Raw genomic sequence first — 14,990 nt, forward strand, 5'->3', positions numbered from 1 at the left:
TACAAACTTAGGGCATAAGCCGGGCGGCAGAAATGGACAGAAAAGGCTTATCCATAGATTATTTCGCCACAATAGAGATACCTACCTCGTCGCGGTAATGCAGGGGAGACAACCCGACACTCTTCTTGAAATACCGGCTAAAGTAGAACTCATCTTCAAAATGTAGCTCAGCCGCAATTTCCTTCACCGATTTGTGGGTGAGGTGCAGGAGCTTTTTTGCTTCTAAAATCACCCTTTCCTGTATAAGCTGGGTAGGCGTTTTGCCGTACTGTTTCCGGATGTATTTTCCGAAGGCATTGGTCGATAAGCGGGCTTTGGCAGCGTAAAAGGCAGGGCTCCGTTCCTGAATAAAATGCTTGTCCAGCAGCTCCTGAAACTGAAACTGGTCCTGCAGCGCTATCGTTTCGGGCTGTGTGGTTTTCAGGTGAATGCTTTTCTCTTTGCTGCAAAGGGCCAGAATCAGCTGCAGATAAGCTTTCAGGATAGCTTCGGAGAACGCATTGCCCGCACTTTTTTCAGTTTCAATTTTCCGGAACAGGTCGGCAATCTCATTGTAAAGTGTGCCACTGATGCTAAGGTGTGGAGCTAAGTAAATATTGTTGAATAGCAGCCCGTTGCAGGCCACCTCTTTTTTGTGGTACTCGATGCAGTAAAAGTCACCATGAAACGAAAGCCGATAAATGCTTGCTTCTTCCCCGGACTTCCATTGCAGGCATTGGTATGGGGTAAGGAACAGGATGGTATTGCCGGAGAAAGTGTATTCTGTAAAGTCAACTATAAAGGTGCCTTTACCTTTAAACAACAGGATCTGATAAAAAGCAGTTTTGTAGGGCTGCAGAAAATCAGTGCCGGTGTTTGTATGGATGGCTATTTCCTGTTCGGTGATCATAAGTACTTTACTTTCCCGGCGCCCGGTTTCCTGAAAAGACTGCAACTATAGCAGGTTGAAAAATAGTACCAGTGCGCTCTTACAAAGGTAACAGTTAACCACGAATCTATAGTTGCCCGTAGTGTAACCGAAAACTTCTTGAGAAAGGATTGGCAAAATACAGTTTGAACAGGAATGTAAACTACAGCAAAAGCCGGTCAGCGATAGTTGTTCTATTCTTAACCGGCTTCCAACTATAGGTAGTATAGGTTCTTCTTACTTATCACCTGCTTCGTCAATTTCCACTTCTTTCTGCACTTCTTCTACTTCTTCCACAAAAATAAAGCCTTTGCCGGCGGCATGTTTGGCGGCTTCAGCAGTCTCTTTTACAAGCAGCATTTCCACCTCGCCTCCACCTTTTTTCAGTTCGTCAGCAATGCCAACTACTTTGCGCGTGTGTTTTTCGATGTTCACATCGCGGATGTAGATAGCCATGATACGTCCCGGGTGTTTCTTCACCACTTCGCTGTAGATAGCAGCATCCTGTTGTCCGCTGTCTCCGATCAGTACAAAGTCGAGGTGCGGGTAGGTGATGAGGATGTTCTCGATCTCCTTGTACTTATGGCTCATGTGATCGGAGTGCCCCAGCTTGGTTTCGTCAATGCCAAAATCGCGGAGCAGGAGCGGGCCTTGTGGTATCTCGTTCAGCTCCAGGAAATGGTAGAGCAGGTCATAGTTGTTCCAGGGGCTGCTGCTAACGTAAAAGAACGGGTTGTTGCGCTTTCCATTTCGCCCCAGCTGCAAGGATTTGTAAAACTGCGAAACCCCATGAAACGGAATGCGCGTGTGGGCATTGTTCAGGAGTATGTTCCGGCCGGACTCCAGCAGGCTGGTAGCGCCGGTGCGCATAATGGTATCGTCGATATCTGATATAATGCCATATTCAGCGTCTGGCGGTGGCACCAGCACATGCGCAGTTGCTGCCACTTCCTCAGTAAGCTCAACAGGCGCATCTATAAGTTTCAGCTCTATTTCGTGCCAGATGTCGTCGAGCACCAGCGGAATTTTAGGTTCCAGGTTCAGGACAAAATAGCCTTCCGTATCTGTGGTTATTTCATGGGTCTGGTTATTCAAGCAAAGCTGTACGCGGGCATTCGGTACTTCATCTGTCTCGAACCGACGATACATGTTCATGATGTTCTCCCAGAGCGTATCGTTTTCTTCAGAGTGCCTGATTCCCTTGTCTTTTAACACGCGGCCTTTTACATAAAGGCGGTTGGGGGTACCATAACTACGGTATGGCACGATCTGTAAGGGCTGCATCATGCCCAGCTTCCGTTTCAGCTTAAAGGTGAGCATGTCCAGCTTTTCTTCTGCTTTCAGGATGGCTTTAGCGCCGGTTTGTTTCAGGTTTTTCATAGCATGTATCTATAAAAAAGCCTGCAGATGGCTGCAGGCTCAGTTTTATTATTTTAAGGCATTTTTAAGCGCGGTAAAGTCGTTGTCTGGTGCCGTGGCAACACTGCAGCCTACCTGCTGCGCCTTCTGCTCTATGTTCTCTACGCGGTTCTCCGGGTTGGGGTGCGTACTCAGGAACTCAGGCGGCGTGCCCTGGGCTGCTTCTTCGTTCATTTTAATAAAGAAACCGGCAGCGCCGTCGCAGGCATAATAATCGGTACCAGCCAGGTATTCTACGGAGTAGTTATCTGCTTCGGTCTCGGCATCGCGGCTGAATTTTAAACCAGCCAGTGTACCGGACAGTTGCCCCGCAATCTGTTTCAGGGCACTCGGGTTATTACCCAGGGCGATAGATAACAGCAGGTTTATGCCATACTGGCGCTGTAGTTGCTTTACGCTGTGGCGCTGGTCGGCGTGCGCAATTTCGTGGGCTATTACGCCGGCAAAATGGTCTTCGTCGCTCAGGTATTTTATCAGGCCTGTAAACACATAAATATGACCGCCTGGCGTAGCAAAGGCATTCAGTTGTTCATCATCTTTTATCAGTTTCACATCCCAGGCAAACTGCTGGCGGTACTGTACTTCGCCGGAGTTCAGCACGCGGTTCACGATCTTGTCAAGCGAAGCATAGGCCTGCTGGTTAGTAGAATTACGCTCCATCAGTTTTCCCTGTGCACGGTACGTCGAGTCTACCTGGTGGGCCACCTGAGCACCCAAAGCTACGTCATCTTCTATCGAAAAAAGCAGTACGCCGTCGTCGCCGCAACTGGTAAGGGTAAAAGCACTGGCTACTGCCAGCCCAAGTGTCAGTAAAGATTTTTTAAGTTTCATGTATTATAGGTTTGGTATATAGTGCAATCGCACTGCAAAGTTTGTGCCTTATTTAACGCACGTGTAGCCCCTTTACGCATGTTATGGCAGGGCAGGTTGCAGGCTATAGTTTAGCAGGTGGTAAAATTGGATACAAAAAAAGCCCCTGAGGTTATCAGGGGCTTTCCAGTGTGTAGTATGAGCTTACTTTACAGAGGAGGTTCCTACGGGGTTACCGTCGGTATCCAGCTCTATAACTTCGTAGCTTAGTTTCTGCAACTCTGGCATTACAGTTTTCTTATCGCCTACTACCACAATGTGCATCTTGTCTGATGGCAGGTATTTGGCTGCCAGCGCATCAATTTCCTGCTTGGTAATAGTGTTAAGAATCTGTGTCTGCTTGGCTACATAATCCTTTTTCAGATCAAAGCGCAGGATACGACCCAGGAAGCCGGCCTTCTGGCCTGGTGTTTCGTACTTGCGGGCGTCAGACTGGCCGATTGAGTTTTTCATGAACTGTAGTTCCGCTTCGGTGATCCCTTTGGTTCTGAAGTCGTTGATCTCTTTCATGAATTCTATAACCGAAGCGGCAGTCGCATCGGCGCGAACACCGGCAGAAGCCGTGAACGGACCTGCATACTTGCTGCCACCAAAGCCTGAACGGGCACCGTAAGTATAACCTTTATCTTCGCGCAGATTCAGGTTGATACGGCTGTTGAAAGCACCACCCAATGCAAAGTTCATCAGCGATGTTTTGTAATAGTTGCCTGTTGCGTCGTATGGCATGGCTACATACCCGATTCTGATCTCTGACTGTGCTGCATCCGGCTTATCTACAAAATAGATCTTTGTTTTAGCAATTGCCGGGGCCTTGGTATCAGCAGGGATGGTTACGTTTTTCTTTTCCCACTTCTTCAGGAAGTCCAGCTTGCCCATGATCTCTTTCTCAGCAATATCACCAACTATAACCAGCTCCGAAACAGAAGGAGAGTAGTTGGCTTTGTAGAACTGCTTCACATCGTCCAGGGTAATGCTGCTTACAGAAGCGGTAGTACCGGATGTTGGAATGGATTCGATATGGCCGTCGCCGAAAAGCAGTTTGCTGTATACGTTGTTGGCAATAGCGGTTGGCTGCGTCGACTGGTTTGCGATGCCTTCCAGCTGCTGTTTTTTCAGGCGGTCGAAATCGTCCTGCGCGAACTTAGGACGGAACATGCGCTCTTCTAAAAGGGCCAGTGTCTTGTCCAGGTTCTTCTTCAGCGATGTCACCATGATGTAAGTATCCTCGGAGCCACCACCTACACGGATTGAGCTACCCAGTTTATCCAGCTCACTGCTGAATTGCTCTGAAGTATAGTTCTCGGTATCCTCGTTCAGTAACGCGGCAGTAAGCGATGCAATACCGGCTTTGCCTGTGTTAGCGGCAGAAAGTCTGTGGCCACCCTGTATCGTTAACTGTAAGGTTACTGTCGGGATCTCATCAGATTTTGTACCGATCACTTTAAGACCGTTCTTGAACTTGGTAGTGTAGTACGACGGAACAGTAACGGCTTTTGCCTGGCCTGCAACCGGGCGCTTGCTGCGGTCAAAGCTATCAACAGCTTTGGTATACTTCAGGTTGCTGTAGTCCTGCGGCTGCGCTACCGATTTGCTTGTATCTATTGTATAGTTATCAGCCTTGGCTACTAAGTCCGCTTTACCTTTTGGCACTACGCTCAGGATAACGGCATTTTTACCTTTGATGTACTGGTTGTAAACGCGCTGCACATCGGCTTTGGTAACTGCATTTATACGACGCAGCTCTTCCTGGATGTAGTTCGGGTTGCTACGGAAGGTCTCATAAGCAGCCAGTTGCGAAACTTTACCGCTCACGCTGGCCATACGGTTGATCAGGCTCGATTCGGCTGATGCTTTGTAGCGCTGCAGGTCTTCGTCGGTTACGCCGCGTGTTTCAAACTCAGCAATAGAGTTGCGCAGCATTTCTTCCATTTTCGCCAGGCTGGTGTTCGGGAATGCCATTACGGTAATGCCAAATTCGCCGGCAAGCTCAGAAGTAGAGTTAGAGGCGGATGCCTGCAGGGCTTTCTGCTCTTTTACAAAGTTTTTGTAGAAGATGGAGTTTCTGCCCTGGCCCAGTATCTCTGCCAGTACATCCAGTGCAGGCTCGTCTTTATGGCCGGCTTCCGGGGTTGGGTATGTCATGCGCAGCATCGGGAAGCGCACGTTATCTTCGTAAGAAATGTAACGGTCTTTTTCCAGCTTCGCTACCATTGGCTTCATGTCCTCTACAGCAGGGCCGGCAGGAATAGCACCAAAGTATTTCTCAACAAGTTTTATCACTTCGGCTGGGGTAACATCGCCACCAACAGTTATAGTAGCATTGTTAGGACCATACCAGCGAAGGAAGAAGTTCTTCAGGTCGTTTACGTTAACACGGTTCAGGTCTTCGATGTAACCAATCGTTGTCCAGGAGTATGGGTGACCAAAAGGGTACAGGTTCTGCGATGTTTTTTCGTAAACCAGGCCATACGGACGGTTGTCGTAGCTCTGGCCACGCTCGTTCTTTACTGTCTCGCGCTGTACCTCAAATTTCTGCTGGGTTACGGCATCCAGTAAAAAGCCCATACGGTCGGCTTCCAGCCAAAGAGCTGTTTCCAGCTGGTTGCTTGGCAGCGTTTCGAAATAGTTTGTTCTGTCGCGGTTGGTTGTTCCGTTCAGCGTACCACCTGCATCCGATACGATCTTGAAGTGTTCTTCATCGGCTACGTTGTCGGAGCCCTGGAACATCATGTGCTCAAAAAAGTGCGCGAAACCGGATTTTCCGACCTCTTCGCGGGCAGAGCCTACGTGATAGGTAACATCCACGTGTACCACCGGATCGGAGTGATCCTCGTGCACGATGAGGGTAAGGCCGTTGGCCAGCTTATATTTCTCGTAAGGGATAACCAGCTCATCGCCTTTTTTGGTTACCTTCTCTACCAGTTTCGTCTGTGCATCGGCAGCGCCTACCACGCTGGCTGTGAGCACAATACTCAACCCAATTTTTTGTAGCATAAGATTAGTGTTATAGTGATTGTTTGCTTTGACTAATATATGTAAAACAAGTTTAATGTCCTGTGTTAAAATAGACCAATACCTATTTTGTATCGACTAAAACCTGCTTGGCAAACATGACGGATACCGTTAGGGTAAGAAGCGAAATAATGAGCATGGCCGTTGTCAGCAGGAAGGCCATACCGGCTGTTTCGGTAGTGGCTGTATCGCCGCTTGTCTGTACCATTTCCAGCAGCTTTATAAAGTAGGCACCGGCACGCCAGGCCAGCAATAGGGTAAGCAGGCCTGCCTCAGCGGCGCCAACTATAAATGCCCAGCGTTTGCCCCGCTTTAAAAAATGCCCGGCCGTAAGGGCTATAAAGCCGCCGATGGCGCCGGTAATTAGAGCGGTATTGGCCTGCTCGCCGGCAATATCCACGGCCACGGCGCCACACCCGATCAGGAAAGCACCAAAGAAGGCGTACAGGTAGGAGATATTTTTATGCATGATGTGATTGGTTAACGTTAGTGCCTGCAAATTAACAGGCGTTGCCAAAAGTACAGCATAAACTATAAAATACCGCTACAACTTTTGCCGGTAACTATAGTATGAAATGCAGGATATACACAATAGATGGCTAAAAAGAACGAGATACATGCCCTGCATGGCGACCCCGAAAGATCAGCACAGGCTGCAGGCTTACGATATACATCAGACGACCGGCCCGGTTATACCCGCAAAAAGAGTGGCAAAGGCTTTACTTACCTGGATGCGAAAGGAGAGCGGGTAACGGATGAGAAGACCCTGGAACGACTTCAGAAATTGGTGATTCCGCCAGCCTGGACGGATATATGGATCTGCCCGAGTGTCAAAGGCCACCTGCAGGTTACCGGACGCGATGCGAAAGGACGTAAGCAATACATTTACCACCCCGAATGGAACAAGTCGCGCAACGTGACCAAATTCGGCCGCATGCTCTCGTTCGGGAAAGCTTTGCCGAAGCTGCGGGCTCAGATCAAAAAAGATATTCAGGCTAAGGACCTGGACAGGCGGAAAGTAACGGCTTTGGTCTTATCGATTATGGATAACGCGCTGATACGGATCGGCAACCGGCAGTATGCCAAAGCTAACGACTCGTATGGCCTGACCACCATGCGCGACAAACACGTGAAAATAAATGGCAGCCAGGTGAAATTCACCTTCCGGGGTAAGAAAGGAGTGGAGCACGACATCGACCTGAAAGACCGCCGGCTGGCACAATTGGTAAAGAAGTGCAAAGACATTCCGGGATATGATCTGTTTCAGTATTATGATGAGAACGGCGAGCGACAGGTGCTGGAATCCGGCGACGTGAACGAGTACCTGCGCGAAGCCACTGACCAGCCTTTTACGGCCAAAGATTTCAGGACCTGGGGTGGCTCGGTGCGCATGGTGAAGTGCCTGGAAAATGTACTGGAAGAAAACCCGGAACTGGAAAAGGAGAAGGCCATAAAAGCGGCGGTAAAGGATGTGGCAAAGGGCCTGGGAAACACCCCGACCGTGTGCAGCAAATACTACATCCATCCGGAAGTAGTGAACATGTTCCGGGAAGATAAACTGCTGAATTACCTGCGCACGCATGACGCCAGCAAATCCAAAAACGAATACCTGAACGGTACCGAAGAACTGGTACTGAAGATGCTGGAGAAAGCCGGTAAAGTTAAAAAGTTAGAAAGTTAAGAAGTTAAGAAGTTAGAAAGTTTGGGAGTTGAGGAAGTTATAGTTTGTGAGGTACATGAAGAGACGCAAGATTTTGCGTCTTAATCCATAGCAGACCCAACCATTAAACCATTTAACCATCAACAATTTAACTTTATAGTTGCGAAATAACATTTATGGGTTGATCTGGTTAAACTATAGTTTGAAGAATATATTTGTAACTATAGCAAACTGAATTTGAGAGAGGCTTACGCTATACAATCTATAGTTACCTTTCAAAGCCCTGTTATCTGACTATTAACTGACCTGCACATGGAATTAGGAATAACCACTTTTGTTGAGAATACACCCAACCCTGAAAACGGCAACCTGCTGAGCCCGGCGCAACGCCTGAAAAACCTGATGGAAGAAATTGAGCTTGCCGATCAGTTGGGGCTGGATGTGTTTGGCATCGGGGAGCATCACCGACAGGATTACCTGGTTTCATCGCCGGCGGTAGTGCTGGCAGCAGCGGCTGTTAAAACCAGAAAAATAAAACTCAGCAGTGCAGTAACCGTCCTCAGTTCCGACGACCCGGTGCGTGTTTTCCAGGATTTCGCGCACGTCGATCTGCTATCCGAAGGCAGGGCCGAGATCATGGCAGGCCGCGGTTCATTTATTGAATCTTTCCCGCTGTTTGGCAACGACCTGAAAGATTACGACACGCTGTTCTCCGAAAAACTGGACCTACTGATTGAACTCAATAAAGCTGAAAAGATAACGTGGAATGGCAAGCACCGCCCGGCTATAGATAACCGTGGCGTGTACCCAAGGCCGTACCAATCAGACATACCGATCTGGGTGGCAGTTGGGGGTACGCCGGAATCGGTGGTGCGAGCATCAAGCAAGGGATTGCCTATGATGCTGGCCATTATAGGAGGCATGCCCGACCGTTTTGTGCCTTTTACTAACCTCTACAAGCAAACCTATAAATCCACAGGCCATGCGGCTCCGATGCAGCTTGGCATAAACTCCCATGGCTACATTGCAGAAGATTCGCAGAAAGCAGCTGATGAATTTTACGGACCCTATGCGCAGGTAATGAGTAAACTGGGGCGGGAGCGGGGCTGGTCGCCGATGAGCAGAGACCACTACGAAGCCATGCGCGCAGCCGAAGGATCGTTGCTGGTTGGCAGTCCGCAGCAGGTAATTGACAAGATATTGTACGAGTACGAGTTGTTTGGCAATACCCGGTTTTTGCTGCAGTTCAGTGTAGGCACCCTGCCCCACGACAAGATGCTGCGCGCTATAGAATTGTTCGGAACTATAGTTGCGCCGGCCGTACGAAAAGCGATTGGAGAGAAGAAGTAAGCTTGGCAACTGCCGGAATGGTGTAAGCTATGGCACAGTCTCTATTCCTGAAAACAGGTAAACTCCATTTACTTTCCTGAACCGGATGCCTAACTGGCTGCCTTCATGCCTGGGTGCGTATTCTTCTGCTTTCCAGGTCGTGATGAATGCAGTGATCTCTGCCTGGTTTTCTCTGTGAAGATTGATTTCCTTTGATGTGATTGCTCTTTGCCAGTCAGCACTTACAGCTATAGTTTTAAGGAGCTTTTCATAAAACGTTCTGCTATCGATGTACTGCGAAGCCGCAACAGGGGGCTTTCCACTGTTGCATATCAGGCACCAGATATCGTCTGCTGCGATCTTCTGAAACGAACTATAGTTTGGTTTTTCAAAATTCTGAAATACACTTTTAACCGCGTCCATTACACCCAGGCTATCTAACTCGCTTATAGTTTGTCCCACTGAACTATAGCCACATATCAGTAGAAACGGGATTAGGAAAAGCTTTTTCAAACAAGTTTTGATTTAAAAGTGGGAATTTTGAATAACTATCTTGTACATGAGGTGAGCAAGGCGTAGTCGAAGCTTTACCCATGCGCTTTGTTAGCGGGAGGAGTTCTTATCTATTTTATTTATTACTTGGTTCTCGAACACAGTAATTAGTTTTTCAATATCAGTATTGTCAATTTTATAACCACCTGTCCTATTTACCCTATCGAACGCACCAACAAGAGACACAACAGATTTGTCATTGTTCTTCCATAAACCATCTTTTGTGTAATACGATATTGAAAACTCATATTCTTCAGTCTCACCTTTAATTAATATATCAGCATGATAGTGACGATTCTCCTTATCTGTACCCGTGCTATCACTAAGATTCAAAGTCATGTTTGGGTTTGTATCGACTACCTGAAATAGTCTTTCTTGAAGCTCTTCCGTTGTCATAGAAAATCGATAAGACTTTAAGGGGGCATAGGTAGCACTCAATTGAGTAGCAAAATAAATCATCCATAAAAGTATGACTACGACAAAGCCTATTATTAATTTCATTTTACTCAATCATTCAATTTATTATAGCACTTGCCGCTAACTATAGTATAACAGGAGTGCCTACTCCTGTTAACTGCGCTATTTGTGGAGTCTTTAAGGTTGTTTTCAATGTTTTATTGGTACAATATAATAAGATCCTATAGTTCTGCCATATAAAAAAAGCAGCTACCATTTGGGCAGCTGCTTTAACTATAGTTTTATAGTTACTTATCGGTTACGCTTATAATAATCCATCAGCATTTCGGTGGAACTGTCGTGGCTGCCCGGGGTATTTTGCAACAGTTCTTTTTCTATAGTTGTAGCTAATTGCTTGCCCAGTTCCACGCCCCATTGATCGAAACTATAGATGTTCCAGATAACGCCCTGCACAAAGGTTTTATGCTCGTACATGGCCAGCAGTGCACCCAGGTTGTAAGGCGTCAGCTCGCGCATCATAATGGATGTGGTGGGTTTGTTACCAGCAAATAGTTTATGTGGCAGCAATGCTTCCAGCTCGATTTCAGACAGGTGCTTTTGCTGTAGTTCGGTACGTACTTCATCTGCATTTTTGCCCTGCATCAAAGCTTCGGTTTGGGCAAAAAAGTTAGATAGAAGCAGTGCCTGGTGCTCGCCAATCGGGTTATGGCTTACAGCCGCTGCTATAAAATCACAAGGTATCAGGATGGTGCCCTGGTGAATGAGCTGGAAAAACGAGTGCTGGCTGTTGGTGCCGGCGGCTCCCCAAATAACAGGCTGCGTCTGGTACGTAACCGGCTGGCCGTTACGGTCGGTGCTTTTACCGTTGCTTTCCATCATCAATTGTTGCAGAAATTCCGGCAGCAGGCGCAGGTACTGGTCGTAAGGCAGAATGGCGTGCGTCTGGCAACCGAAAAAGTTTGTATACCAGATGCTCAGCAGAGCCATCAGAACAGGTATGTTCCGGCGCAGCGGGGTGTCCCGGAAATGCTTGTCCATGGCCTCGGCACCTCGTAATAACTGCTTGAAATTCTTATACCCAACCGCACAGGCTATAGATAAGCCAATAGCCGACCACAACGAGAAACGGCCACCTACCCAGTCCCAGAAGCGGAACATGTTTTCAGGCGTAATACCGAATTTTTCTACTTCGGCGGTGTTGGTAGAGAGCGCTACAAAGTGCTTGCTTATATGCTGTTCGTCGCCGGCGTGCTTTAAAAACCAGTTTCGCGCCGTATGGGCATTGGTGATCGTTTCTTTGGTTGTAAAGGTCTTAGAGGCAACTATAAACAGTGTGGTTTCCGGGTCCAGTTTCTTTAAAACTTCTGCGGCATCGGTGCCATCTATGTTCGAGATAAAATGTACTTCCAGGGTGGGTTGCTGGTAACTTTTTAGGGCTTCGCAAACCATCTGCGGGCCCAGGTGCGAGCCACCAATCCCAATATTTACGACATGTCGGAAAGCCTTGCCGGTATAGCCGGTCAGTTTGCCGCTGTGTATGCCGTCGCTGAACTGCTGCATCTGTCGGAGCACATCGTGTACTTCGTCCAGCACATTTTCACCGTCCAGCAAAAGCTCCTTGTCGGTAAAGTTGCGCAGCGCCGTATGCAGTACCGCGCGGTTTTCAGTAGCGTTAATTTTGTCGCCGGCAAACATGCTTTTTATGGCACCCGGTACATCCATTTCTTCGGCCAGTGCTACCAGCAGGTCCAGCGTTTCAGCCTTCACCCGGTTCTTCGACAGGTCGAAGAGCAGGTCCTCAAACTTATAGCAAAGTTCTTTTGCGCGCTGCGGGTCTTCGGCGAACAGGTCGCGCAGGTGCTGCGGTTGCAATTGCTGGAAATGAGCCTGTAGTTTCGGCCAGGCCTGGGTGGAAGTAGGAGCGTAATTCTTTAGCATAGGAGCCGGAATATAGTTAAGCAATTCGCGCTCAATTACTCTGTTTTTATAGTATAAGTTTCGGTTTTAAGCAGGCCTCGATGTAGCGATCCGGCAGCAGAAAGTTATCCGTACCGCTCAAAAGCCGTATGACAGAGAAAGTTATGTCAGATGGCCTGGCTTACTTTCGCACAATTTAATATTTTTATCATGAAAGAGAACCAGAAAAACAATCCTTCGGATAAACCAACCAAAAAACAGGTACTGCGCGAAGACGATGGAAAACGACTGCCACCACAGCCAAGTGCCTATGGCGTAGGCAGTGCGCACCGCAATACAAGGCCGGAGCAGGGAGCCGATATTCCGCCCCATGAGCGCACCGAAGGCATTCCATAAAACTGACAGCAGGGTATAGCCGTAGCAAGGGTCGGTAAACGCATATTTTCCATGACCACATCATCCTCCGGAGTTTCAACTACACAACTATACGATCCTGAAACACTGCCTTCGGCCCTGGGCCGGGAAGCGCAATTGCTGCAAGGTAAAAAGCCCGCAATTTTTCTGGATTACGACGGCTGCCTGACACCCATTATGCCCCGACCCGAGGAGGCTGTATTGAGTGATGAGATGAAAGCCACCTTGCAGCGGCTTGCCCGTGTTTGCCCGGTAGCTATAGTTAGCGGGCGCGACCGGGCCAATGTGCAGCAACTGGTTAACCTGGAAGAGCTGTACTTTGCCGGCTCGCATGGGTTTGATATTACCGGCCCCAACAACCTGCAAACCGAACCTGGCGGAGCGAAAGAAGCGCTACCAGCCCTGGACACAGCCGAACAAGAGTTGAAACAGGAACTACAAACTATAGCCGGCGTGCTGATAGAACGAAAGCGCTATGCCATTGCCGTGCATTACCGCAATGTACCCGGTACGCAGGAGGACCAAGTAAAGCAAGTCACTGAAACCATACTGCATCGGCATCCGCAACTTAAAAAAGGCCTGGGTAAAAAGGTGATCGAACTGAAGCCAAACCTGGACTGGCACAAAGGCAAAGCGGTACTATGGCTACTACATGAGTTAGGTCTGGACAACCCGGAATACATCCCCATTTACATCGGCGACGACATTACAGACGAAGATGCCTTTGCGGCACTTCAGGGCAAGGGCATTGGCATATTGGTAGGCCAGCACGACGAAAAAACAGCCGCCACCTACCAATTAAATGATGTTGCCGAAGTGCAGAAACTGTTGGAGAAGTTTGGAAAGTTGGGAAGTTAGAAAGTTGAAATTCCTTCATACACAAAACCGCCTGTTGCTTATAGTTGCAACAGGCGGTTTCCGTTTGGTGATATCAAAAGTAACTACACTATAGTTTAACGTCTCTAATTGTAATTCTAACTATCAAAAACTATCACCTTGTCTTTGTGTTTGCCGCGCATGTGGCCCCTAATGATTTGCTGGATGTCTTTGTTATCGTTGTAGCGGGTGATGGCACTTTTAAAATCTTCCAGAGTGCTCGCCGAGAAAGTTTCGTCAACAAAACCGAAGCCAAGGTAGGTGCCATGCTCTACGACAACTATAGATTTCTCGCCGGGCTCGCGGCCTTTGCCAACTATAACAAAGCTGTTGTGCTCATAGGTAAACGAATCCAGAGCAGCTGCCACACGCATGTTATAAGTTTCCGGCGATTCCTTGCCGATACAGGCGCCGTTGCACTGGTGTACCTGGTAATCAAAACAGGCGCCCGGGGTTTTGTACAGGTCGCATAGTTTCTGGCACAGGTTGTACTTGGCTACTTTATGAAACAGGAAACCCTTTGCCTTGTAATGGTTCGACAGCGCGATCAGGGGTGTCATGCTCACATTATCGGCTTTGTTGATGCTGCCATAAGTCAGGCGTTTGTAGCCTTTCTCGTCTTCGTACACAAAAATTCCGGTGTTAAAAACGCTGCGGCGCTGTTGCCGGTTAAAGTGCGGCTTCATCCGTTTTATCTCGGCACTCTCAAACAGCAAAGCCACCAGTTCATTGCCCATCAGCTCATAAGTTATGTCCGAGATGCTGTTCTTAAAGTCCAGCGATTTGCGGCTCTTATAGTCGATGTTGAAGTGCTGGATGATGCGCTTTTTGATATTGATGCTTTTGCCGACATAGATCACTTCGCCCTGCTCGTTATGGAAGTAATACACTCCGGGCACCATTGGCAGCGCATCCACCTGTTCCTTGCTGATGTTAGGTGGTAGCAGTGAAGTTTTTATCTCCTGCTTCAGTACCTGCGAGGTATGCTCGGCTGCCATCTGCATGTTGCCGTCCACCACAGGGCGGTTTATCTTGATGAGCTTATCGAACAGGTGCGCTGTAGCTTCGGCATCGCCGATGGCACGGTGGCGTTGCTGCAAAGGAATATCAATGCTTTTGCAGAGCTTTCCCAAACTATAGGAAGGCAGTCCCGGAATAAGCGAACGGCTCAGGCGCACGGTGCAAAGTGTTTTCCGCTGGAAAGTATAGCCCAGGTCAGCAAATTCTTTTTTAATGAAAGAGTAATCGAAGCGCACGTTATGGGCCACGAATATCTTACCTTCCGTAAACTCCACAATCTCCTTGGCCACTTCATAGAACTTAGGCGCGTCCTGCACCATGTCATCCGAAATGCCGGTGAGCTGCGTTATAAAATAGGGGATAGGGCGCTGCGGGTTGATGAGCGTGTTATACTTGTCCACGATCTTCTCCCCGTCATGTATAAAAATTGCGATCTCTGTTATCTTATCCTGAGCAGGCTGCCCGCCTGTTGTCTCAATATCGATGATTGCGTACAAATGACTCTGATTTAGGTCTACATCCAAGGCCGCTGTGGCGGTTGCCGAGGGCTCTAATCCTAAACCAATATTTTTAGTAATCCGTTTCAAATTGGAAGCT

Annotated in this window: 13 protein-coding genes; 4 read left to right on the forward strand and 9 right to left on the reverse strand. The window is 48.2% G+C overall.

Annotated elements, in window-relative coordinates; all coding sequences use genetic code 11:
• Positions 1 to 58: 58 nt before the first annotated feature.
• The 5 genes from H7F15_RS03585 to H7F15_RS03605 all read right to left on the reverse strand — a co-directional run bounded on the left by H7F15_RS03585 (position 59) and on the right by H7F15_RS03605 (position 6,677).
• Positions 59 to 889 carry an AraC family transcriptional regulator gene (locus H7F15_RS03585; protein WP_185195591.1) on the reverse strand — a complete coding sequence of 277 codons (831 nt, stop codon included), beginning with the start codon at positions 887 to 889 and terminating at the stop codon, positions 59 to 61.
• Between the two features lie 255 nt (positions 890 to 1,144).
• A complete protein-coding gene (locus H7F15_RS03590; protein WP_185195592.1) occupies positions 1,145 to 2,287 on the reverse strand; it encodes an App1 family protein in 1,143 nt (380 codons plus the stop codon).
• A gap of 48 nt (positions 2,288 to 2,335) precedes the next feature.
• On the reverse strand, positions 2,336 to 3,157 hold the full coding sequence (locus tag H7F15_RS03595) for a M48 family metalloprotease (protein ID WP_185195593.1): 822 nt from the start codon (positions 3,155 to 3,157) through the stop codon (positions 2,336 to 2,338).
• 183 nt (positions 3,158 to 3,340) lie between these two features.
• Complete coding sequence (locus H7F15_RS03600) at positions 3,341 to 6,190, reverse strand: pitrilysin family protein (RefSeq protein WP_185195594.1); 2,850 nt, start codon at positions 6,188 to 6,190, stop codon at positions 3,341 to 3,343.
• Between the two features lie 82 nt (positions 6,191 to 6,272).
• The gene (locus tag H7F15_RS03605) at positions 6,273 to 6,677 is read right to left on the reverse strand and encodes a hypothetical protein (RefSeq protein ID WP_185195595.1); all 405 of its coding nucleotides are present in this window, start codon (positions 6,675 to 6,677) and stop codon (positions 6,273 to 6,275) included.
• A 126-nt stretch (positions 6,678 to 6,803) separates the two neighbouring features.
• Here H7F15_RS03605 and H7F15_RS03610 point away from each other — a divergent pair, with 126 nt between their 5' ends.
• Together H7F15_RS03610 and H7F15_RS03615 are read left to right on the forward strand one after the other, a co-directional pair.
• Complete coding sequence (locus H7F15_RS03610; RefSeq protein WP_185195596.1) at positions 6,804 to 7,889, forward strand: DNA topoisomerase IB; 1,086 nt, start codon at positions 6,804 to 6,806, stop codon at positions 7,887 to 7,889.
• 291 nt (positions 7,890 to 8,180) lie between these two features.
• On the forward strand, positions 8,181 to 9,218 hold the full coding sequence (locus H7F15_RS03615; RefSeq protein ID WP_185195597.1) for an LLM class flavin-dependent oxidoreductase: 1,038 nt from the start codon (positions 8,181 to 8,183) through the stop codon (positions 9,216 to 9,218).
• A gap of 27 nt (positions 9,219 to 9,245) precedes the next feature.
• Here the strand turns inward: H7F15_RS03615 and H7F15_RS03620 are convergent, their stop codons facing one another.
• The 3 genes from H7F15_RS03620 to pgi form a co-directional block, all read right to left on the reverse strand.
• Positions 9,246 to 9,710, reverse strand: coding sequence for a hypothetical protein (locus H7F15_RS03620; RefSeq protein ID WP_185195598.1), 465 nt, complete (start codon positions 9,708 to 9,710; stop codon positions 9,246 to 9,248).
• A gap of 90 nt (positions 9,711 to 9,800) precedes the next feature.
• Positions 9,801 to 10,250, reverse strand: coding sequence for a hypothetical protein (locus tag H7F15_RS03625; RefSeq protein WP_185195599.1), 450 nt, complete (start codon positions 10,248 to 10,250; stop codon positions 9,801 to 9,803).
• Between the two features lie 207 nt (positions 10,251 to 10,457).
• Positions 10,458 to 12,104 (reverse strand): glucose-6-phosphate isomerase, encoded by a 1,647-nt coding sequence (gene pgi / locus H7F15_RS03630; RefSeq protein WP_185195600.1) that lies wholly within the window; start codon positions 12,102 to 12,104, stop codon positions 10,458 to 10,460.
• Positions 12,105 to 12,293: 189 nt separating this feature from the next.
• Here pgi and H7F15_RS03635 point away from each other — a divergent pair, with 189 nt between their 5' ends.
• Both H7F15_RS03635 and otsB read left to right on the forward strand, forming a co-directional pair.
• A complete protein-coding gene (locus H7F15_RS03635; RefSeq protein WP_185195601.1) occupies positions 12,294 to 12,479 on the forward strand; it encodes a hypothetical protein in 186 nt (61 codons plus the stop codon).
• A 51-nt stretch (positions 12,480 to 12,530) separates the two neighbouring features.
• The gene (gene otsB / locus H7F15_RS03640) at positions 12,531 to 13,355 is read left to right on the forward strand and encodes a trehalose-phosphatase (protein ID WP_185195602.1); all 825 of its coding nucleotides are present in this window, start codon (positions 12,531 to 12,533) and stop codon (positions 13,353 to 13,355) included.
• A 116-nt stretch (positions 13,356 to 13,471) separates the two neighbouring features.
• On the opposite strand, the gene H7F15_RS03645 is transcribed toward otsB, so the two are convergent.
• Positions 13,472 to 14,980: an exonuclease domain-containing protein gene (locus H7F15_RS03645; RefSeq protein ID WP_255481067.1), complete on the reverse strand. Its 1,509-nt coding sequence runs from the start codon at positions 14,978 to 14,980 to the stop codon at positions 13,472 to 13,474.
• Between the last annotated feature and the right edge of the window lie 10 nt (positions 14,981 to 14,990).

The sequence above is a fragment of the Pontibacter sp. Tf4 genome (assembly GCF_014212495.1).
GTDB lineage: Bacteria > Bacteroidota > Bacteroidia > Cytophagales > Hymenobacteraceae > Pontibacter.

Coding starts and splice junctions, on each gene's coding strand:
- H7F15_RS03585 (WP_185195591.1), bottom strand. CDS start 889: ATGATCACCGAACAGGAAATAGCCATCCATACAAACACCGGCACTGAT.
- H7F15_RS03590 (WP_185195592.1), bottom strand. CDS start 2,287: ATGAAAAACCTGAAACAAACCGGCGCTAAAGCCATCCTGAAAGCAGAA.
- H7F15_RS03595 (WP_185195593.1), bottom strand. CDS start 3,157: ATGAAACTTAAAAAATCTTTACTGACACTTGGGCTGGCAGTAGCCAGT.
- H7F15_RS03600 (WP_185195594.1), bottom strand. CDS start 6,190: ATGCTACAAAAAATTGGGTTGAGTATTGTGCTCACAGCCAGCGTGGTA.
- H7F15_RS03605 (WP_185195595.1), bottom strand. CDS start 6,677: ATGCATAAAAATATCTCCTACCTGTACGCCTTCTTTGGTGCTTTCCTG.
- H7F15_RS03610 (WP_185195596.1), top strand. CDS start 6,804: ATGGCTAAAAAGAACGAGATACATGCCCTGCATGGCGACCCCGAAAGA.
- H7F15_RS03615 (WP_185195597.1), top strand. CDS start 8,181: ATGGAATTAGGAATAACCACTTTTGTTGAGAATACACCCAACCCTGAA.
- H7F15_RS03625 (WP_185195599.1), bottom strand. CDS start 10,250: ATGAAATTAATAATAGGCTTTGTCGTAGTCATACTTTTATGGATGATT.
- pgi (WP_185195600.1), bottom strand. CDS start 12,104: ATGCTAAAGAATTACGCTCCTACTTCCACCCAGGCCTGGCCGAAACTA.
- H7F15_RS03635 (WP_185195601.1), top strand. CDS start 12,294: ATGAAAGAGAACCAGAAAAACAATCCTTCGGATAAACCAACCAAAAAA.
- otsB (WP_185195602.1), top strand. CDS start 12,531: ATGACCACATCATCCTCCGGAGTTTCAACTACACAACTATACGATCCT.